Source organism: Streptomyces sp. NPDC004134 (genome assembly GCF_042874195.1).
In the GTDB taxonomy this organism is placed as follows: domain Bacteria; phylum Actinomycetota; class Actinomycetes; order Streptomycetales; family Streptomycetaceae; genus Streptomyces.
This window is the reverse complement of the sequence record NZ_JBIAMS010000039.1, coordinates 1-19,460: the sequence shown is the minus strand read 5'-3', so window position 1 is coordinate 19,460 and position 19,460 is coordinate 1. Positions and strand designations below refer to the sequence as shown.

Below are 19,460 nucleotides of genomic sequence, written 5' to 3'. Positions count from 1 at the left end.
CCGGCCGCATAACGGATTCGCATCGTCGCGGGATGGGCAGCCCGCGGCCCGCTCTCTCCCTGACAAGCGTCCTTTCGCCCTCTCCTCCCTCATGGAATGACCGCCATGTCCGAAAGCCCCACCGCCTTTCCCGCGTCCGGCGCCACGTCCGGCGACGCCCCCGGCGACGCCGACCTCACCGCCCTGATACGCGACGCGCTCCCCGGCACCGCCGACGCGGCGCTCGACGAGCTGTACCGGCGGCACCGCGCCGCCGTGCTGGCGTACGCGCGCAGTTGCACGCGGGACCCGTACACCGCCGAGGACCTGACGTCCGAGGCGTTCGCCGGTGCGCTGCGGGCCGTGCGCGGCGGCAGCGGTCCTGACGGGCCGTGGCGGCCGTACCTGCTGACGACCGTCAGGCGGACCGCGGCCGCGTGGTCCCGTACGGCCCGGCGCACCGAGCTGGCCCCCGACTTCGAGGGCTGGCTGACGCGGACGCCGACCGTGGAGAGCAGCGAGGAGGGGACGCTGCGCAGGGAGGACGCGAACCTGGTGCTGCGCGCGTTCCGCAGCCTGCCCGAGCGGTGGCAGACGGCGCTGTGGCACTCGGCGGTCGAGGGCGAGTCGCCGGACCGCATCGCGCCGCTGCTGGGCCTGACGGCGAGCGGCGTCACGTCGCTCACGGCGCGGGCGCGGGAGGGGCTGCGCGAGGCGTATCTGGCGGAGCGCGCCGGGGAGGCCGGGGCGCCGGCGGAGTGCCGGCACTACACGGGGCTGCTGGCCGCGTCGGTACGGCGCGGGGGGCGGCGGCGGCGCGGACAGCGCGGTCTTGAGCACCACCTGGCGGTGTGCCGTCGGTGCCGGCGGACGCGCGCGGAGCTGCGGGAGCTGAACGGCTCGCTGAGCGCGGCGCTGCCGGTGGGGCTGCTGCTGTGGACGGGGGCGTCGTACGGGGCGGATGGTGCGAGCGGCACGGGAGGTTCGGAAGGTACGGCAGGCGCGCCGGGTACGCCCGGCACAGCCGGCACCGCCGCCACCCCCGGGACCGCCGCCGGGGCCGCCCCAGCCGGCGGCACCGCCTCCGCCACGGCCTCCGCAGGCGCAAGCAGCGCAAGCAGCGCCGTCACCACCCTCGGCTCCGCCGCGACCGCCGCCACCGGCGGCGCCGCCTCCACCGGGCTCGCCGCCGCCGTCAAGGCCGCCGCCGCCGGCGCCGCCGTCCTCGCCGTCGTCGTCACCGGCTTCACCACCCTCCCCGGCGGCGGCGACCCCCCGCCGCCACCGCCCGCCCCCACCGCGACGACCGCCGCCCCCACCCCCTCCGCGGCGCGCAGCACCCCCGGGGCCGGCGACGACGACGGCCCCGACGACCCCCCGCGTACCGCCGCCGCCGACCGCACCGAGGGACCCGACTCCGCCAAGGACCGCACCGGCGGCGGCGATCCGGACCGCAAGCCCACCGCCTCCGACGGCCGGCCCCCCGCGGGCGGCGGCGACACCGGCCCTCCGCCCGACTGGTCCCCGCCCGCCGACGACCGCACCGCGCTGCCCGTCGCCGCCACCGGCCGCTGCATGGACATCGGCGCCGCCGCTGGCGACCAGCCGTACGAGGCCGACTGCGACGGCGGCCGCAGCCAGCAGTGGGAACTCCTCGTCTCCCTGCCCCCCGTCCAGGAGGTACGCATCCGCAACCACGCGACCGGCATGTGCCTCACCCACTCCGGCACCGACGCCGACGGCGCCCCGGTCAGCCAGCGGCCGGGCGCCTGCCGGTCGGACGAGTCCACCGCCCACTGGAAGTACTTCCTGGAGGAGGACGACAAGGTGGTCTTCACCCAGCGGGACTCCTCCGGGCAGTTCCTCGGCCTCGACGACTGGCGCGCCGCCGCGGAAGGCCGCCCGCACGCCCCGGACATCGGCACGACCGCGAACTACGAGGCGACCCCCTCGCTCCGCTTCCGCTACCGGGGCCCCGCCTTCGGTTACTGACCGACGGCCGGAAGACTCCTCGGTAAAGCACCGGCAAAGTCGCGGGACGGCCCGGCCCGTACGCGCTCCTCCCCTACAGGAACCGATCACCGAGTCCGTACGGGAGAGGCATGAGCAGCGTTGCGCGGCTCGACGCCGGGAGCGCCGACTGGGCCCCGGGGCACGAGCGCCGGGAGCGGTGGCGGCGGTGGCCGGTGCCGACGGCGATACGGCGGTACGCGGGCCTGAGTTGCACGGCCCTCGGCGTCCAGGACCTGCCGCCGCGCGGCGTGGGCCCGCGGGTGGTGGAGCACCATGTCGCGCTGGTCCTGCTGGCGGGCTCCGGCTGGTTCTCCTGGGGCGGGCGGGAGCGGATCCGCGTCGGGGCGCCGGCGCTGCTGTGGCTGCTGCCTGGCGTCCCGCACTGCTACGGGCCCGGGAAGCCCGGCTGGACGGTGGCGTTCGCCGGCTTCAGCGGCCCGGCGCTCGCGGCCTGCGCCCAGCGCGGCCTCGTCCCCGCGCCCGACGACGCCGTCGTCCCGCTCGCCACGGGCGCCCCCGCACACCGTACGATCCGCAAACTCGCCACCGTCTGCAACGAGTCCGAGCCGGCCTACGACGCCACCTCCGCCGCCGGGCTCCACGAACTCCTCGCCGTCCTGCGCCGCTCCCGCACCACCCCGCAGGACCGGCCCCCCGCGGTCGTCGAGGAACTCGCCCGCGCCGCCCACCTGCCGGTCTCCGTGACCGAGCACGCCCGCCGGCTGGCGCTGCCGCTGGCCGAGCTGCGCGAGGAGATCCAGTACACGGCCGGGTGCAGCCCGAAGGACTTCGTCCTCGGCACCCGGCTGAACACGGCCAAGGACCTGCTCGCCACCACGGACCTCAAGGTGGCCGCCATCGCCCGCCGCATCGGCTACGCCGACCCCGGGCACTTCACCCGGCTCTTCACCCGCAGGGTGGGCGCGCCCCCGGGCGCCTTCCGCGCCGGGCACGCACCCGGGCCGCATTGACGTGCGCCTGCCCGTTCCCTAGCGTGCTGTCGTTTCGGGGCGGGGATGTCATGGGTCCAAGGCGGTCGGCTTGAGTCTCATCGAACGGGAACAGCCCCTGCTCGATGGGTTACGGCCGGACGAGCGGGCGGCGCTGCTGGCACTCGGCGTACCGCGGAGCTACGCGAGCGGCGACGTGCTCCTGCCCGAGCGCGCCCGCACCTCGTACGTCGTCGCCATCCTCCGCGGCTGGACGGTGGTCTCGGTGGCGACCGAGCGGGGCCACCGGCTCATCCTCGCGCTGCGCGGCGCCGGGGAGCTGGTCGGCGAGCTGGCCGCGGTCGACCGCAGGCCGCGCAGCGCGACGGTGACGGCGCTGGGGCCCCTGGACACCGTGGTGATCCCCGGCGACCGGTTCCGCGGGTTTCTCGGCGCCAGCCCCGCGGTCAGCGCGCTGGTGCTCAGACAGCTCAGCTCCCGGCTGCGCAGCTCGGACGGTGAACGGCGGTCGCTGGCCTCGGAGAACGTGCTCCAGCGGCTGTCCTTACGCCTCCTGGAGCTGGCCCAGCGCACCGGCCGCCGGCACCCGGACGGCAGCGTGACCATCGATCTGCCGCTGCCGCAGCACGACTTGGCCGCCTCCGTGGGCTCGACCCGCGAGGCCGTGGCGAAGGCGCTGCGGCTGCTGCGCGAGCAGGGCATCGTCCGGACCGCGACCAGGCGGCTGGTCGTCGTCGACACCGAGCCGCTGCGGCTGCTGGCCGGAGACGGCACCGAGGTTGTGTAAACGGCTACATACACCGGCGCGCGGCACGGCCATCCTGAGTGCACGGCACGGCCGCCGGGCGTCGTCCGAGGGGGTTGGAGTGAGCGTGAGCAGGGGCGGGGCGGTCCACCGGCTGGTGGTGAGCGCGGACATCAAGGGTTCCGGGCGCCTCGGTCAGCGGGCCAAGATCCGGGCGCGCCAGGGGATGTACGAGGTCTTCGAGGCCGCCTTCGCCGCCGTGGGGGTGGGCGGTAGCCAGGTGCACCTGGAGGACCGGGGCGACGGCGTGCTCGCCGCGCTGGCGCCCGAGGTGCCGCCGGCGGCGCTGGTCGGGCTCTGGCTCGAAGAGGTCCACCAGGGCGTGCGCGAGCACAACGAGGGGCTGAGCGAGCCGCTGCGGTTACGGATCGCGATGCACGGCGGGCCCGTGGCCGAGGACGGCAGGGGGCTGGTGGGCCGGGCGGTCGACCTGGCGTGCCGGCTGTGCGACAGCGAGCCGGCGAAGGCGATCCTGGCGGCCGACGACGACGTGCACGTGGTGTTCGTGGCCTCCGACGTCCTGTACCACTCGGTGGTCGCCGAGGGCGGCAGGTTCGTGGAGCCGGAGCACTACCGGCCGATTCCGGTACGGGCCAAGGAGACGGACGAGGTCGCGTGGTTCCACGTACCGCGCCGGGCCGCGCCCCCGTGGCCGGCGGCCGCGCCGCCGCCCGAGCAGCCTGCCCCGACCGCGGTGCCCGGGGGGCGGCCGGGGCAGGCACCGGGGGCGAAGTACTGGATCAACGTCAACGGCCACAACCAGATCGTGGACGGCGCGGAGGTGCACGGCGACATCGTCGGGGTGCGCGTGACCCGCGAGCGGGACGGCGGCGCGGAGGGGGCGGAGCGCGGTGAGTGACAGCGGCGGCGGGTCGGGCGCGAGCGGCGGCGGGGGCGGCGCGGGCGGGGGCGCCGGGCCAGGCGGAAGCGGCGGCGGCGAGGGCGGGGGCGCGGGACGTCCCGGAGGCGGCGGGGCCCGGCAGGGCGGAGGCGCGCAGGGCAGCGGCGGGCAGGGCAGCGGTGGGCAGGGCAGTGGCGGCGGGGGTGCCGGCGGCGGGTCCGACGAGGGCCGGCTGAGCGCCGCGCACTCCGGCCCGTTCACGGACCGCGTGGAGGCCGGCGCGTACGAGGCGGTACGGCAGGCCCGCGCCAACTTCGTGGACGTACGGGGCCGCAGTGCCATCGTCGACGGCACCCGCGGCGACGTCCACCTCGGCGACCACCACCACTACACCACCGCCCGCGCCGACGTGCCGCGCCTGGTCACCGGCACCGTCCCCCGCGACGAACTGCGCCGCCTCCGCCTCGTCTTCGAGGAACCCCCCGGCTACCCCGAGCTGCGCGGACTCCTGGAGCGGCAGCGCCTGATCGCCCTCTGCGGCGACACCGGCAGCGGCCGCGGCTACACCGCGCTGTCGCTGCTCGACGAGATCACCCGCGGCCAGGTCGAGCGGATGGACCCGCGCACCGAGCTGGACCGGATCGCGGAGGCCGACCTGGCCGAGGGCCGCGGCTATCTGGTCCAGATCGCCGACCAGGTGCCGCTCGCCCCCCGTTGGCGGCCGGACGACGACGACCCGGAACGGCGGCAGTGGGACGGCAGATGGGTCGCGGAACGCCCCGCCGAGCTGCACCTCGACCGGCTCGGCGCGCTCCTCGCCAGGCGCGGCGCGTACGCGATCCTCGTCGTCGGCACCGACGCCTTCGGCGACGAACTGCTCCGCGGCCGCTACGGCCACCTCTTCCGCGCGGCGTCGGCCGACGGCATGCTGCGCCGGCACCTCACCGCGCTCCTCGGCCACGCCGAGGAGGAGCCGCTGACGCAGGCACTCGCCCTGGCGCGGCGGCCGGACGTCGCCGAGGCGCTGGGGCTCGATCCGCTCCGGCCGCACGAAGTGGAGTCGCTGGCCCGGCTGCTCGTCGCCCGGCTGCGCGCGGAGTCCACCGACGACGAACTCCTCGCCGGGCTGCGCACCTTCGCCCCCGCCCAGGCCCGCGCGTGGTTCGCGACCACCGGGCGGGCCGCGCCGCGGGGCCGCGACGCCTTCACGGGCGCGCTGCGGCAGGCGGCGTTCCGTACCGCCGCGGCCGTCTACAACGGCTCGCCGTACAGCGTCACGACCACGGCCGCGGAGCAGTTGGCGTGGGAGTTCGCGCAGGCCGCGGAGCCGGGCCGGGAGCCCGGGCGGGTGCTCTTCGGCGACCACAGCCGGGCCCGGCTGGCGGCGGCGCGGGCCGAACTGGCCACCGGCGACGTGCTGTTCGCCGACGAGCGGCGGCTGGAGACGAGCACGCTGCGGCTCCAGGGCGGCGCGCTCGCGCGGGCCGTCCTCACGCACGTGTGGGAGGAGCACCACAACGTACGCGGTCCGCTGTGCCAGTGGCTCCGTACGCAGTGCGTGGACGGGCGGCCGGTGGTGTGGGTGCCGGCCGCGATCACCGCGGGGGCGCTGTGCACGCTGGACTTCACGTACGCGCTCCACGAGATCGTGCTCCCGCTGGCGTCCGACGAGTTCCTCCAGCAGCAGTTGGCCGCCGCGACCATCCTCGCCGAGGCGGCGGCGCTGAGCGAGCCGGTGGGGGTGGTGGTGCGGCACACCGTACGGGGCTGGGCGCGCGGGGACGACGACGCCCGGGCCGGCACGGCGGCCCTGGTGCACGGCTTCGGCACGGTGGCGGAGTCGGTGTCCGCGTCCCTCGACGAGCTGGGCCGGATGGCCGGCCGGCTGTACGAGGCGTCCGACCCGACCGGGCTGGGCTACGCCGCGCTCAGCGCGGCCCGGCTGCTCGCCGGCGCGGAACCGGAGACCGTGCTGCGTCGGCTCGGCGCCTGGATGGGCGACCGGCGCACCAGCCACCGCAACCTGGCGCTGATCACCGTCGACTTCATGGTCCTGCTGCACACCTCCCGGCTGTGGGGGCTCCAGGAGACCCCCGCGCGCCGCCACGAGCGCTGGCCGCTCGCCGCCGCGCTGCTGGACGCGCATCCGCGGCTCACGCGGATGCTGGGGGACCTGGTGTGGTGCGGTCTCGACACGGCCAGGTCGCGGGCCCGGCTGGAGGACTCGCTCGCCGAGTGGATACGGAACGGGGAGGAGGAGCCGCAACTGCTGGACGTCCTGTGCGGGTTCCTGCCGCACGTGCTGAGCAGCGAGGACGACGCCGCGCGGCTGCGCAACCTCGTACGCCGCCTGGAGCGCGACCCCGACGAGCCCGTGGCGCCCGCGACCGTGGCGAGGCTGCGCGAGGCGACGGCCGGGCCGCCGGCCACGACCGTACGAACGGACTGATCCGGCCCGCCGGACGAGACGAGGAATACAGATGCCGATCCAGCCGCCACCCGTCCCCGCCCCGCCCCCCGCGCCGGGCCCGCCGCCGATGCCCCTCGCGCCCGGCCCGGCACCGATACCGGGATTCGTACCCGGGCCGCCGCCCGCGCCGGGCCCCGGGGCAGGCCGGCTGACGGGGCTGACCCCCGCCGCCCCGGAGCCGAAGACCCCGGCCGACCGGCCCGCCGCCGCCCAGCAGTTGGCCGGCCCGTTCCTGCGCGAGTACCGCCCCGAGTGGCCGTACAGGCACCCCAGCGCCCAGGTCGCGACCGTGCTCTACTACCGCGGGCGGCCGACGCGGACGGTGCACCCCGACGGCGGGGTGCGGTTCCTGCTGCGCTGGTGGTTCCCGCGCCCGTACACCGCCTTCGAGCTGCAACTCGGCTGGCACACCGTGTCGTTCACGGCCGAGCTGCCGGCGGCCGAGAACGGCAGGACCTTCCCCGCGGAGGTGGACGTGCGGTGGCAGGTGAACAACCCGCTGCTGGTGGCCCGGTCGCAGGTCACCGATGTCGCCGCGCTGCTCGTACCGGAGCTGGAGCAGCGGCTGCGCGACGTCTCCCGCGGCTATTCCATCAACAGCGCGGAGGAGGTCCGCGACGCCGTCCGGGCGGAGCTGCGGACGCAGCCGCTGGGCAGCCAGTTCGGCCTGGACCTCGACGTGTTCGTCACCATCTCGGTGGACCGGCTGATCCAGGACCACGGCAAGAGCATGGGGCGCGTGCTGCACCAGACGGACCTGGAACGGCTCAAGCACGGGCTGCGCGGCCTCAGGGACGACAACGAGCGCGAGCTGATCCGCAAATGGGCGGCCGGCTTCCAGGAGGCGGTGGAGAGCGGCGACCACGCGCTGATGGCGGAGATGATGGCGCGCAACCCGAAGGATCTGGCGGAGATCCGGCAGATGTTCCGCAAGGAGCAGCGCAAGGAGCGCCAGGACGGCATGGAGCTGATGTCCCGGCTGATCGACGGCGGGCTCCTGGAGCGCTGGGAGCTGGGCGACCAGGCCATGGTGGTGGTCGAGTTCCTGCGGTCCGGCACGCGGCACGTCACGTCGGACTCGCTGCCGCAGTTGACGGGCGGTGCCACGGGCGCGCGGCGCAGCCTGTACTGGGAGGCGACGGAGGGCGACGACGGCGCGGAGGCCGCGGAGGCCGCGGGGGCGCCCGTAGCGCCGGACCCGCCGGCGGCGACGGACTGACCGAGCCGAGCGACGAGACGGGAGGCGGGGACGATGCCGGCCCCGGACACCGCACCACAGGATCCGCCGTCGGGGGCCGCCGCGGGGGCGGCGCCGGAGGACCCGCCGCCCGCCCCGCCTGTCCCGCCGCCTCTCACGTCCGTCCCGCCGCCTCTCCCGCCTCGCGCCGTCTCCCCGCTCTCCGAGCCGGGCCCCCGCTACGTCGCCGAGCGGCTGCTCACCACCCTGCGCGAGGAGATCGCGCGCGCCGACACGAAGGCGGCGGTGCTGCTGTCGAGCGGCGTGGCCCTGCCCGCGCTCGCCCTCCCGGCCGTGCGCGCGGGCGTCGGCTCCGGCCCGGTGGGCGTGGCCGGGGTGGTGCTGTGGCTGGCGGGGATCGCGATGCTGGCCATCGTCACCCTCCCCCGTACGCGACCGGGCCGCCCGCGCGCGGGACCCTCGCGCGCGGGCCCCTCGCCGACCGCGCTCCACCGCGGCCCCGGGCGGGGCGACGCGACGGCGGCGGTGCTCGCGGCGGGGCGGGATCCGGGGCGCTGGCTGCTGGAGCAGTCGTACGACCTGGGGGTGATCCTGGCCGCGAAATACCGCTGGATGCGGTGGGCGGTGGGGTGCCTGGCGGCGGGAGGTGCGGTGCTCGCGACGGCGGCGCTGCTCTGAGGGACAACTATCGCAGCGCTGTTATATTAGCGCTGTGACATCTACGGATCCCACCAAGCTGCCCGACCCCTGGCAGTCCCTGCACACGCTCCTCGCCGGACTCGACGCCGAGATCGAGCAGGTCTACGCCGACCGCGGCATCAAGGGCGTACGCCCGCGGTTCGCGTATCCGCTGATCCGGCTCGCCCACACCGGGCCGCTGACCATCCGCGAGCTGGCGGAGTCCCTGCACCGCTCGCACTCCGCGGTCAGCCAGACCATCGCCGCCATGCGCAAGGAGGACCTGGTCACCTCCGAGCCGGGGCCCGACGCCCGTACCCGGCGGATCGAGCTGACCGAGCGCGGCCGCTCGCTCGTGCCGTTCCTGGAGGCGGAGTGGCGCGCGACGCACGCGTCGATCGCGGAGCTGAACGACACCCTGCCGTACACGATGACCGCGGTGGTCGAGGACGTACGGGCGGCGCTGGCGGACCGGTCGATGCGCGAGCGCATCGAGGACCACCTCGTCGAGCCACCCCGATGAGCCGGCGCGTCCGCTTCCTCGACACCCGCCCGCTGCGCAGCAGTCCCGCGTACCGCGCCCTGTGGATCGGCACCTCCGCCTCCCAACTCGGCGCGCAGATCACCCTCGTGGCCGTGCTCGCCCAGGTCTGGGACCTGACGGGCAGCCCGGTCGGCACCGGCGCCATCGGCCTGGCCACCGGCGTGCCGATGGTCCTCTTCGGCCTCCTGGGCGGCACCCTGGCCGACACCGTTGACCGCCGCACGCTCGTACGGGCCACGACGGCGGGCCAGTTGCTGGCCGCGGGCGCGCTGTGCGCGCAGGCGCTGGCGGACAACAGGAACGTCGTCCTCCTGCTCGCCCTGGTCGCTCTCAGCACCACCTTCGCCGCCCTCGGCGCCCCCGCCCGGCGCACCTTCCCGGTGCGGCTGCTGCCGGCCGACCAGGTCGCGGCGGGCCTGGCGCTGAACAACGTCTCCTTCCAGTTCGCGATGCTCGCCGGACCGGCGGCCGCCGGGCTGATCATCGCCCGCTGGGACCTCCCCGCCGCGTACGCCACCCAGGCCGCGGCGATCGCCGTCGCGATGGCCGCGGTCTTCCGCCTCCCCTCCCTGCGCCCCGAGGGCGTACGGGCGAAGGGCGGCAGACGCCGGGCGGAACGCGGCGGCTGGCGCATCGTCCTGCGCCGCCACACGCTGTGGGGCTCCATGGCCACCGACCTGTCCGCCACCCTCCTCGCGATGCCCGTCGCGCTCTTCCCCCTCGTCAACGAGGTCCGCTTCGACGGCAATCCGCAGACCCTCGGCCTCTTCCTCTCCGCCGTCGCGGTCGGCGGCATCACGGCGGGGCTGCTCTCCGGCACGGTCACCCGCGTCCGCCGCGGCGGTCTGGTCCAACTCACCGCGGCCACGGTCTGGGGCCTGGCCCTCGCCTGCTTCGGCCTGGCAGGACCCCTGTGGCTGGCCCTCGCCTGCCTCGCCGTGGCGGGCGCCGCCGACACGGTCTCGGTCGTCACCCGCAGCGCGCTGGTCCAGCTCGAAACCCCGGACGCCTACCGGGGCCGGGTCTCCTCGGTGGAACACGTCATCGGCGTGGCAGGACCCGAACTCGGCAACTTCCGCGGCGGCCTCGTCGCCTCCGCCACCTCGGCGACGGTCTCCCTGGTCACGGGCGGCCTGGCCGCGGTGGCGGCAATAGCGGCGATAGCCGCGGCCAACACCCCCCTCAGGGCCTACCGCACCCCGGCGCCGGAAGCGGCACCCCCGGCCGCGCAGGAACCCGCCGCCCAGCCGGCCTCGTGACCGCCCTCCTCAGCCGGCGGCGCCGGGCCGGGGCTGGGCCGGTGCGGTCGGGGGTGGGTCAGGCCCGCCGCTCGGCCGCGGCCGCGACGATCTCGTCGAGGCGGGCGAGGGCGGCCGTGTACTCGTCTATCTGCTGCCTGATCCGGGCCCGTTCGGCGTCGAGCATGGCGCGCTGCTCGCCGGTCGTGGTGCCGGTGTCGACGCAGGGGAGCAGTTCCGCGATGCGGCGGCTGGGCAGCCCGGCCGCGTAGAGCTGCTGGAAGAAGCGGACCCGGTCGACGGTGCCGTCGGGGTACTGGCGCTGCCCGCCGCCGCTGCGGGTGGGCGTGAGGAGCCCCTGCTCCTCGTAGTAGCGCAGCGCCCGGACGCTCACCCCGGAGCGCCTGGCGACCTCTCCGATCCGCACCGGCACCTCCCTCCTCGGCACAGGACTTGCACCTGACGTCAACGGTAGGTCTTAGCGTACCGGTATGACCACCACGCACACCCACCCCGCCCCCGGCCTCCGCCTCGACGGCTCGGTCGCCCTGGTGACCGGCGCCAACCGCGGCCTGGGCCGCCTCTTCGCCCAGCAGCTCCTGGACCGCGGCGCCACCCGCGTCTACGCGGCGGCCAGGCGCCCGGAGTCGGCCGACCTCCCCGGCGTCGTACCGCTGCGGCTGGACGTCACCGACCCCGCCCAGGCCGCGGCCGCCGCCGGGGCGGCGGGCGACGTGACGCTCGTCGTGAACAACGCCGGAGTCTCCCACTGGACCGACCTCGTCACCGGCGACCTCGCCGCCGTACGCGCGGAGATGGAGACGAACTTCTGGGGCACCCTCAACGTCGTACGCGCGTTCGCCCCCGCGCTGGCCGCCAACGGCGGCGGCGCGATCCTCAACGTCCTGTCGGCCCAGTCCTGGTTCGCCTATCCGGGCACCAACGGCTACCACGCCTCCAAGGCCGCCCAGTGGGCCCTGACCAACGCCGTCCGCATGGAACTGGCGGCCCAGCACACCCTGGTCACCGCCCTCCACCTGGGCGCCGTGGACACCGACTTCAGCGCCGCCTACACCGGCCCCAAGGGCGACCCGGCCCCGGTCGCCCGCGCCGGTCTGGACGGCGTCGAGGCGGGCCGGGCCGAGGTCCTGGCCGACGCCTGGAGCACCCACGTCAAGAAGTCCCTGGCCGAGGACCCCACCCGCCTCTACGACGAGATCCGCGCCGGCGCCGTCTGACCGGCCCCGCGCCCCGGGCCGCGGGAGGCGCGCCGGTCCGCCGCTCCGCGCCGGGACCTCACGGCCTCCCTACAATCTCCTCGCATGGTCACAAATGCGGTGAAATTGCCATGGGCCTGTACGGTCAACGGCCGGGAGGTCTCCCTCGATGTGGACACCCGGGAATCCCTCCTGGACGTGCTGCGCGAGCAGCTCGCGCTGACCGGCACGAAGAAGGGCTGCGACCAGGGCCACTGCGGCGCGTGCACGGTGCACGTGGAGGGCCGGCGCGTGCTGGCCTGCCTGACCCCCGCGGTGCAGGTCTCGGGCCAGTCCGTGACCACGATCGAGGGCGTCGCCGGCCCGGACGGCGGGCTGCACCCGCTGCAGCAGGCGTTCATCGACCACGACGCGCTCCAGTGCGGCTACTGCACGCCCGGCCAGATCATGTCCGGCATCGCCTGCATCGCCGAGGGCCACTGCGGGACCGACGACGAGATCCGCGAGTACCTGAGCGGCAACATCTGCCGCTGCGCCGCGTACGTGGGCATCGTGGCCGCCGTACGGCAGACCGCGGACGCGGTACGGAACGGGGCCTGACACCGTGCGCCCCTTCACCTACGCCGCGCCCGGCACCGTGGCCGCCACCGTGACCGCGCTGGGCGGCGCGCAGCCCGGCACCAGGATCCTGGCCGGCGGCACCACCCTCTACGACCTGATGAAGCTGGACATCGAGACGCCCCCCGCGGTCGTCGACGTGCACCGGATCGCCGAACTCCGCACCATCGAGGCCGGCCCGCGGGAACTGGTCCTCGGGGCCGGTGCCCGCATGGCCGACGTCGCCGACCACCCGGCGGTCAAGGCCGCGTACCCGGGCCTGTCGGAGTCGCTGTGGCGCGCCGCGTCGCAGCAGTTGCGCACCATGGCGACCGTCGGCGGGAACCTCCTGCAGCGCACCCGCTGCCCGTACTTCCGCAACGGCCCGGAGTTCCCCTGCAACAAGCGCCGGCCGGGCAGCGGCTGCGCCGCCGTCGGCGGCCACGACCGTACGCACGCGCTGCTCGGCGGCAGCGACGCGTGCGTCGCCACCTACGCCGGGGACTTCGCCGTCATGCTGATCGCGCTCGACGCCGTCGTCGACGTCGTCGGCCCCGGCGGGGAACGTACGGTGCCGCTCGCCGGACTGCACGTCGAACCCGGCGACGACCCGGCCCGCGAGCACGTGCTCGCCCCGGACGAACTCATCGTCCGCATCCGGGTGCCCGCGACCCCGGCCGGGCGCGGATCCACGTACCTCAAGATCCGCGACCGCGAGTCCTACGCGTTCGCCCTCGCCGCCGCCGGCGTCGGCCTGGCCGTGGAGGCGGACGGCGCGGTCGGCGACTGCCGCATCGGGCTCGGCGGCGTGGCCACCCGGCCGTGGCGGGCCATGGAGGCCGAAAGGATCCTGATCGGACGGCCGTTGACGCCGCAGTCGGCGCGACGCGCCGGGGAGGCCGCCTTCGCGGAGGCACGCGCGGGCACCGAGAACGGATTCCGCATCGAACTGGGCGTGCGCACCGTCGCCGACGCGCTGCGCATCGCCGGAGAGCGAGCCACCCGATGACGGTCACCGGCACTCCCCCCACCGGCGGCCGGCCGCTGGACACGCGCCGCGTCGACGCCCGTGAGAAGGTCACCGGCCACGCCCGCTACGCCGCCGACCGGGTGCCGGAGAACGTCGCGTACGCGGCGTGGGCCACCGCGCGGACCGGCAAGGGGCGCATCGTGCGCATCGACACCTCCGCCGCGGAAGCCGTGCCCGGCGTCCTGCTGGTGATCACGCGGTTCGGGCCGGACGAACTGCACGACGTGGGCTTCCTCCTGGCCGGCGGGCACGCCGTGCAGAGCCTCCAGCCGCTGCGCGACGACCGCATCGCCTACCGGGGCCAGCCGATCGCGCTGGTCGTGGCCGACGGGCTGGTCGCCGCGACCGAGGGGGCACTGCTGGTCACGGCCGAGTACCAGGACGAGCCGTTCGCGGCGACGGTCGACGCCGAGGGCGCCGAAACCGTACTGCAGGAGCAGGCGATCCCGCTGCCGTTCACCGCCGATATCAAGGTCGGCGACGCGGACGCTGCGTTCGCGGCCAGCCCGGTGCGGATCACCGGCACGTACGAGCACCCCGCCCAGCACGCGATGCCGATGGAGCCGAACGCGAGCGTCGTGCACTGGGAGGGCGACCGGCTGATCGTCGACGACACCACCCAGAACGCGAACGCGGTGCGGTTCGGGCTCGCCACCCAGCTCGGCATCGATCCGGCCGACGTCGAGGTTCGCTCCCCGTACGTCGGCGGCGGATTCGGCCAGAAGAACTCCATGCATCTGCACCTCGGGCCGATCGCCGTCGCCGCGCGCCGGCTCGGCCGGCCGGTGAAGATGGTGCTGCCCCGGCCGCAGGTCTTCCACCTCGGTGCGTTCCGGCCGAACACCGTGCACCGCGTACGGCTCGGCGCGAACGAGAACGGCACACTCCTCGCAGCGATCCACGAGGTCGACCAGCAGACCTCGCGGCACGACCTGTTCCCGTGCGGGATCACCGATGTGTCGTCCCGGCTGTACGCGGTGCCGGCCTTCCGCGGCGAGCAGCGCCTGGTCCGGACCGACGTGCAGACCCCCGGGTTCATGCGGTCGCCGTACGAGAGCGCGGCCATGTTCGCGTTCGAATCGGCCGTGGACGAACTCGCCTGCGTGACCGGCCGCGACCCCGTGGAACTACGGCTGGCCAACGACGCCGGAGCCGACCCGGTCACCGGCCTGCCGTTCTCCGGCAGGCACCTGGCCGAGTGCCTGCGCCGCGGCGCGGCCCGCTTCGGCTGGGCCGAACGCGACCCGGAGCCGGGCTCGATGACCGCGGAGGACGGTTCGGCGGTCGGCTGGGGCGTGGCGGCCGGGTGCTATCCGGGTGGCATGGTGCCGGTCGTCGCACGGCTGTCCGCGGCGGCCGACGGCACCCTCGTCGTCGGCGTCGGCGGGCATGAGTTGGGCCAGGGCATCCGCTCGGCCGTCACGCTGCTCGTCGCAGCGGACCTCGGCGTGCCGGTGGACACGGTGATCGTACGGGTCGGTGACACCCGGGTGGCGCCGCAGCACCTCACCGCCGGATCCTGGGGGACCGCGAGCGCGCTGCCCGCCGTGCAGGCCGCCCTCGGCGAGCTGCGCACGGCCCTGGCCGTCCCCGACTCCGGCGACGTGGACGTCGCGGCCGCGGTGCGCGCCACGAACAAGCCGGCGGTGACCGTCGAGGCGACCACGCTCGCACCCGGCCAGACCCGGGACGACCTCGCACAGCTCGACAAGGGCGTCCTCGCCGTCGGCGGACCGGTCTACCCCGAGTTCGTCACTTTCAGTTGGGCCGCGCACTTCGTCGAGGTCCGGATCGAACCGGCCACGCGGCGCATCCGGGTGCCGCGCGTGGTCACCGTCGTGGACTGCGGCCGGGTCGCGAGCCCCGTCACCGCGGCCGGACAGGTCCGCGGCGGCGTGGTGTGGGGGATCGGGCAGGCACTGCGTGAGGAGAGCGAGGTGGACACCCGGTTCGGCGGGTTCCTCAACACGACGCTGGAGGACTACGCGGTGCCGGTCAACCTGGACATCCAACGGATCGACGTCGACTTCATCGACGAACCGGACCTGCGGTTCAACCCGGCCGGGGTGAAGGGCGCGGGCGAGGTCTGCATGGTCGGCGTCTCCGCCGCCATCGCCAACGCCGTGCACCACGCGACCGGCCGGCGCATCCGCCGGCTGCCGATCCGGCTGGAACATGTCCTCTGAACAACCGGCGCCCACACCACCCGCCGGCACCACCCCCTCCTCCCGCCCGCCGGCCGGCCGCCCGTCGAGCGGACGCCCGTCGCCCGGCCGCCCTTCGGTCAGCCGGCCGGACGCGCTGAGCCCGGCCGCGCTCGCCGACGCCAGACGGCACCAGCCGGTGCGCGGCCTGGCCGGGCTGGCCTTCGTCGTCCCCGTCACCGTGCTGCTGTCCGCCGCCGCGGGCGGCGCCCTGCACTCCCTCGTCGTCCTCGGGCCGATCACCACGTTCGCGCTGCCGATCATGGCGATGATCGCGTTCTGGTGGGCCGACTGGCCCGGCACGCTGCTCCCCCGCCCCTGGTCCGGCCTGTACGACACGGCGCTCGTCGTGGCCGGCGGCGCGGTGCTGGCCGTACTCGGCCAGCTCGTCGTCAACGGCTCCGACCTGGTCGGGGTGTTCGCCCCGGGACCCGCGCACCCCGGTCTCGATCCGGCCGCGAACTCCCTGGCCGGCAGCATCTTCACCCTCATGCTCCAGCTCACCCTGGTCTGCGAACGCCGGCCGCTGGGCCGGCTGCGCCCCATACCGGCGGGCCTCGCCGCCGTGGGGGTGTGCTGGGCGCTGGGCCTGACCGCCTGGGCGGTCGTGGTGCGCCCGGACGCGATCGAGTCGGAGGACTACGGCGCCTGGTTCACGTCGATCGGCGCGTGGCAGATGCTCTTCTGGGTCGCGCTGCGCGGCTGGCCGTTCGCCCGTATCGACCGGACGTGGCTGCGGCTCCTGCTGGGCAACGCCGTCGTGGTCGCGTGCGGCTGGGCCGGCTACCTGCTCACCGCCCACGTCCTCGACTGGCCGGGACCCCGGATCACCGCGACCGCCGGCACCGCCATCGGCTGCGTCCTGCTGGTGTCCATGCTGTTCGAGGCGTGGCCCGCGATCCGGTGGACGCCAGGACCGGGCCGTACCCTCGCCGTACTGATGGCGTTGGCCCTCACCGTGCTGCTGGTCTGGCTGCTGCCGAAGCTCGCCCACGCCCTCGCCGTCCCGCAGCCGCGCGCATGGAGCTGGACGACGCACGTCATGCTCAACGCCCTGAGCACCGCGGTGATCCTGCACGTGGTGGTCTGGAAGCGATGGCCGGTGCGCACGCCCGCGTAGGTGGCGGGAGCCGGGTCCGCGGGTAGGACCCGGTCCGACCGGATCCCCGTGTCTTGGAGGCCGGATGCGTGCAGGAGTCGTGGTCGCCGCGCACCCCGGGGTGGCGGAGCTCGCCGTACGGGCCGAGGAGCTGGGCCTGGACAGCTTCTGGGTGTACGACACCCCGATGGTCCACGGGGACCCCTTCGTCGCCTTGAGCCTCTGCGCACAGGCGACCCGCCGCATCAGGCTCGGTATCGGCGTGACCTCGCCGGCGCTGCGTTCCGCCCCGGCCGCGGCGAGCGCGTTCGCCAGCCTCAACGCCCTGGCGCCGGGCCGGATCATCTGCGGCGTCGGCACCGGGAACACCGCACGGCGCACCCTGGGCATGCCGCCGACGAAGGCGGCCGAGCTGGAGGACTTCGTCGCCGCGCTCCAGGACCTGTGCGCCGGCCGCCCGGCCGCGTACCGCGAAGGAGACCGGGCCGGCGACGTCCGCTTCCTGCACACCGGGGCGCACGTGAACACCGCCGACCCGATCGAGTTCGTCGTGGCCGCGTTACGCGGACCCAGGGCAGCCGCCGTCGCGGGCCGCCGCGGCACCGGCCTCATCTCCTTCGGCCTGCTCGACCCCGCCGCCTGGCAGGCCCTGCACGCCGCCCGCCGCCAGGCCGCCGCCCCCGGTCCCGGCCCCTCCGGGGACTCCTACCTGATCACCGCGCTGCACGTACTCGACGAGGACGAGGACGTCACCGGCGACGCGGCCCGGGACGCCACCGGCCATCTCGTCATGTCACTGCTGGCCTTCGCCGCCGACACCCCGGCCGTCACCGAACACCTCGGCCCCGACGAACGCGAGGCGGTACGCCGCCTCCTGCACCGCCGCGGCACCACCGGCACCGCACCGGACCGGTACACCAAGATCTACCCCGGCTACCTCTGCCGCATCGCACCGCGCGACCGGGACCTGATCCTGCCCTCGCTGACGAACGCCCTCGCCCTCGTCGGCACCCGCGACGACCTCCTCACCCGCATCACGGCCCTGGAACGGGCGGGCATCGACGAACTCCTCGTCCAGCCGGTGACCGACCCGCCCACGGAGATGGCCCGACTCGCCCGGCTCCTCGCCTGAGCACGAGGCGTGCACCGTCCGGGCGAAATAACCCGAGGGCAACGCGTGGCCGTACGCACCGATTGCACCATCACTTTTAACTTTGTGCACATGAGAATTAACATTCTGTCGCCATGGGCACGGAGGCTGTCCGCGCTGGCAGCCGCGGTGGCCATCTCGACAACGGCTGCGGCAGGCGCCGCCCCGGCCCACGGATCGTTCCTCGGCCGGCTGCACACCGTCCGCCCGGTCGCCTCCACGGTCCCCGCGAACGGCGACGTGAACCCGTACGGAACGGCCGTGGTCCCGCGCGACAGCGGGAAGCTCCGCCGCGGCAACGTGCTGGTCAGCAACTTCAACAACAGCCAGAACCAGCAGGGCACGGGCACCACCCTGGTCCAGATCAGCCCGCGGGGCCACGCCAGGCTGTTCGCCCAGATCGACCCGGACAACCTGCCCGGCCCCTGCCCCGGCGGCGTGGGGCTCACCACCGCCCTGAGCATCCTGCCCGGCGGCTGGGTGGTCGTCGGCAGCCTGCCCACCACCGACGGCACCTCCGACACCGCCAGCGCGGGCTGCCTGCTGGTACTCGACAACCACGGCAAGGTCCGCGAGACGATCGCCGGCGGCGGCATCAACGGCCCGTGGGACATGACCGCCGCGAGCCACGGCAAGCGCACCGACCTGTTCGTCACCAACGTGCTCAACGGCACCGTGGCGGGCGGCGGCAACGAAGTGGACGAGGGCACCGTCCTGCGCATCACCCTCAAGCGCCACGGCAAGCAGCCGCCGCACCGCGTGAAGACCACCACGATCGGCTCGGGCTTCGCCCAGAAGACCGACCCCGCCGCCCTGGTGATCGGCCCGACCGGCGTCGGCCTCGCCAAGAACGGCTCGCTCTACGTCGCGGACACGGTCGAGAACCGGATCACGGTCATCCCCCACGCCCTGTCCCGGCACTCCAGCGCCGGCACCGGCCGGGTCGTCACCAGCGACGGCTTCCTCAACGGCCCCCTGGGCCTGGCCATCGCCCCCAACGGCAACATCCTGACGACCAACGGCGGCGACGGCAACATCGTCGAGACCACCCCGAGGGGCCTCCAGGTGGCCTTCCGGCAACTCGACAGCAGCGGCGACCCACCCGGCGCGGGCGCCCTGTTCGGCCTGGCGGTGGACCTGGACCGCGACGCGGTGTACTTCGTCGACGACGCCACGAACTTCCTCAACGTCCTGAAGTAACCCCCGCCCCCAGAGGCCCCGGACCCCCCACGTCCGGGGCCTCCCCCTTGCCCCCACCCACCAGGCCATCCGTCCAAAGCGAAACCCCAGCTCAGAGAATCCGAGCTGGGGTCCAGTGGAGCCGCCTAAGGGAATCGAACCCTTGACCTACGCATTACGAGTTGTCCGATCTTGTTTCGCAGGCGTCCGTGGACGTCCGCGCCCCCGCTGTCACGGCCGGTCTCCTGGGGTGCCGGAAGCGCACGGA

The 19,460-nt window shown here is 75.0% G+C and carries 17 protein-coding genes; 16 read left to right on the top strand and 1 reads right to left on the bottom strand.

Features of this window, described 5'->3' with window-relative positions:
- Window positions 1-105 precede the first annotated feature (105 nt).
- The 9 genes from ACFYVJ_RS33200 to ACFYVJ_RS33160 all read left to right on the top strand — a co-directional run bounded on the left by ACFYVJ_RS33200 (window position 106) and on the right by ACFYVJ_RS33160 (window position 10,737).
- Window positions 106-1,971, top strand: coding sequence for a sigma-70 family RNA polymerase sigma factor (locus tag ACFYVJ_RS33200; RefSeq protein ID WP_388899694.1), 1,866 nt, complete (start codon window positions 106-108; stop codon window positions 1,969-1,971).
- Window positions 1,972-2,081: 110 nt separating this feature from the next.
- Complete coding sequence (locus ACFYVJ_RS33195; RefSeq protein WP_388899691.1) at window positions 2,082-2,963, top strand: helix-turn-helix domain-containing protein; 882 nt, start codon at window positions 2,082-2,084, stop codon at window positions 2,961-2,963.
- 70 nt (window positions 2,964-3,033) lie between these two features.
- Window positions 3,034-3,729, top strand: a complete 696-nt coding sequence (locus tag ACFYVJ_RS33190; protein WP_388899689.1) for a Crp/Fnr family transcriptional regulator — start codon at window positions 3,034-3,036, stop codon at window positions 3,727-3,729.
- A gap of 79 nt (window positions 3,730-3,808) precedes the next feature.
- Window positions 3,809-4,606, top strand: coding sequence for a hypothetical protein (locus ACFYVJ_RS33185; RefSeq protein ID WP_388899686.1), 798 nt, complete (start codon window positions 3,809-3,811; stop codon window positions 4,604-4,606).
- Window positions 4,599-7,037: a hypothetical protein gene (locus ACFYVJ_RS33180; RefSeq protein ID WP_388899683.1), complete on the top strand. Its 2,439-nt coding sequence runs from the start codon at window positions 4,599-4,601 to the stop codon at window positions 7,035-7,037. Before ACFYVJ_RS33185 ends, ACFYVJ_RS33180 begins: the two co-directional genes overlap by 8 nt.
- A gap of 31 nt (window positions 7,038-7,068) precedes the next feature.
- Window positions 7,069-8,277, top strand: a complete 1,209-nt coding sequence (locus ACFYVJ_RS33175; RefSeq protein ID WP_388899680.1) for a hypothetical protein — start codon at window positions 7,069-7,071, stop codon at window positions 8,275-8,277.
- Window positions 8,278-8,310: 33 nt separating this feature from the next.
- Window positions 8,311-8,934: a Pycsar system effector family protein gene (locus ACFYVJ_RS33170; protein WP_388899677.1), complete on the top strand. Its 624-nt coding sequence runs from the start codon at window positions 8,311-8,313 to the stop codon at window positions 8,932-8,934.
- 34 nt (window positions 8,935-8,968) lie between these two features.
- Entirely contained in the window at window positions 8,969-9,457 is a 489-nt protein-coding gene (locus tag ACFYVJ_RS33165) for a MarR family winged helix-turn-helix transcriptional regulator (protein ID WP_388899674.1), read from the top strand.
- Entirely contained in the window at window positions 9,454-10,737 is a 1,284-nt protein-coding gene (locus ACFYVJ_RS33160; protein ID WP_388899672.1) for an MFS transporter, read from the top strand. The genes ACFYVJ_RS33165 and ACFYVJ_RS33160 overlap by 4 nt, the downstream gene beginning before the upstream one ends.
- A 58-nt stretch (window positions 10,738-10,795) precedes the next feature.
- On the opposite strand, the gene ACFYVJ_RS33155 is transcribed toward ACFYVJ_RS33160, so the two are convergent.
- Entirely contained in the window at window positions 10,796-11,143 is a 348-nt protein-coding gene (locus ACFYVJ_RS33155; protein WP_388899669.1) for a MerR family transcriptional regulator, read from the bottom strand.
- A 64-nt stretch (window positions 11,144-11,207) separates the two neighbouring features.
- Here ACFYVJ_RS33155 and ACFYVJ_RS33150 point away from each other — a divergent pair, with 64 nt between their 5' ends.
- The 7 genes from ACFYVJ_RS33150 (at window position 11,208) to ACFYVJ_RS33120 (ending at window position 19,213) form a co-directional block, all read left to right on the top strand.
- Window positions 11,208-11,954, top strand: coding sequence for an SDR family oxidoreductase (locus ACFYVJ_RS33150; protein WP_388899666.1), 747 nt, complete (start codon window positions 11,208-11,210; stop codon window positions 11,952-11,954).
- Window positions 11,955-12,038: 84 nt separating this feature from the next.
- A complete protein-coding gene (locus tag ACFYVJ_RS33145) occupies window positions 12,039-12,533 on the top strand; it encodes a (2Fe-2S)-binding protein (RefSeq protein ID WP_388899663.1) in 495 nt (164 codons plus the stop codon).
- Window positions 12,534-12,537: 4 nt separating this feature from the next.
- Window positions 12,538-13,539 carry an FAD binding domain-containing protein gene (locus ACFYVJ_RS33140; RefSeq protein WP_388899661.1) on the top strand — a complete coding sequence of 334 codons (1,002 nt, stop codon included), beginning with the start codon at window positions 12,538-12,540 and terminating at the stop codon, window positions 13,537-13,539.
- Window positions 13,536-15,746: a xanthine dehydrogenase family protein molybdopterin-binding subunit gene (locus tag ACFYVJ_RS33135; RefSeq protein ID WP_388899659.1), complete on the top strand. Its 2,211-nt coding sequence runs from the start codon at window positions 13,536-13,538 to the stop codon at window positions 15,744-15,746. The genes ACFYVJ_RS33140 and ACFYVJ_RS33135 overlap by 4 nt, the downstream gene beginning before the upstream one ends.
- Complete coding sequence (locus ACFYVJ_RS33130) at window positions 15,736-16,884, top strand: hypothetical protein (RefSeq protein ID WP_388899657.1); 1,149 nt, start codon at window positions 15,736-15,738, stop codon at window positions 16,882-16,884. The genes ACFYVJ_RS33135 and ACFYVJ_RS33130 overlap by 11 nt, the downstream gene beginning before the upstream one ends.
- A gap of 64 nt (window positions 16,885-16,948) precedes the next feature.
- Window positions 16,949-17,995 (top strand): LLM class flavin-dependent oxidoreductase, encoded by a 1,047-nt coding sequence (locus ACFYVJ_RS33125; RefSeq protein WP_388899655.1) that lies wholly within the window; start codon window positions 16,949-16,951, stop codon window positions 17,993-17,995.
- 90 nt (window positions 17,996-18,085) lie between these two features.
- Entirely contained in the window at window positions 18,086-19,213 is a 1,128-nt protein-coding gene (locus tag ACFYVJ_RS33120) for a hypothetical protein (RefSeq protein ID WP_388899653.1), read from the top strand.
- The last annotated feature ends 247 nt before the right edge of the window (window positions 19,214-19,460 follow it).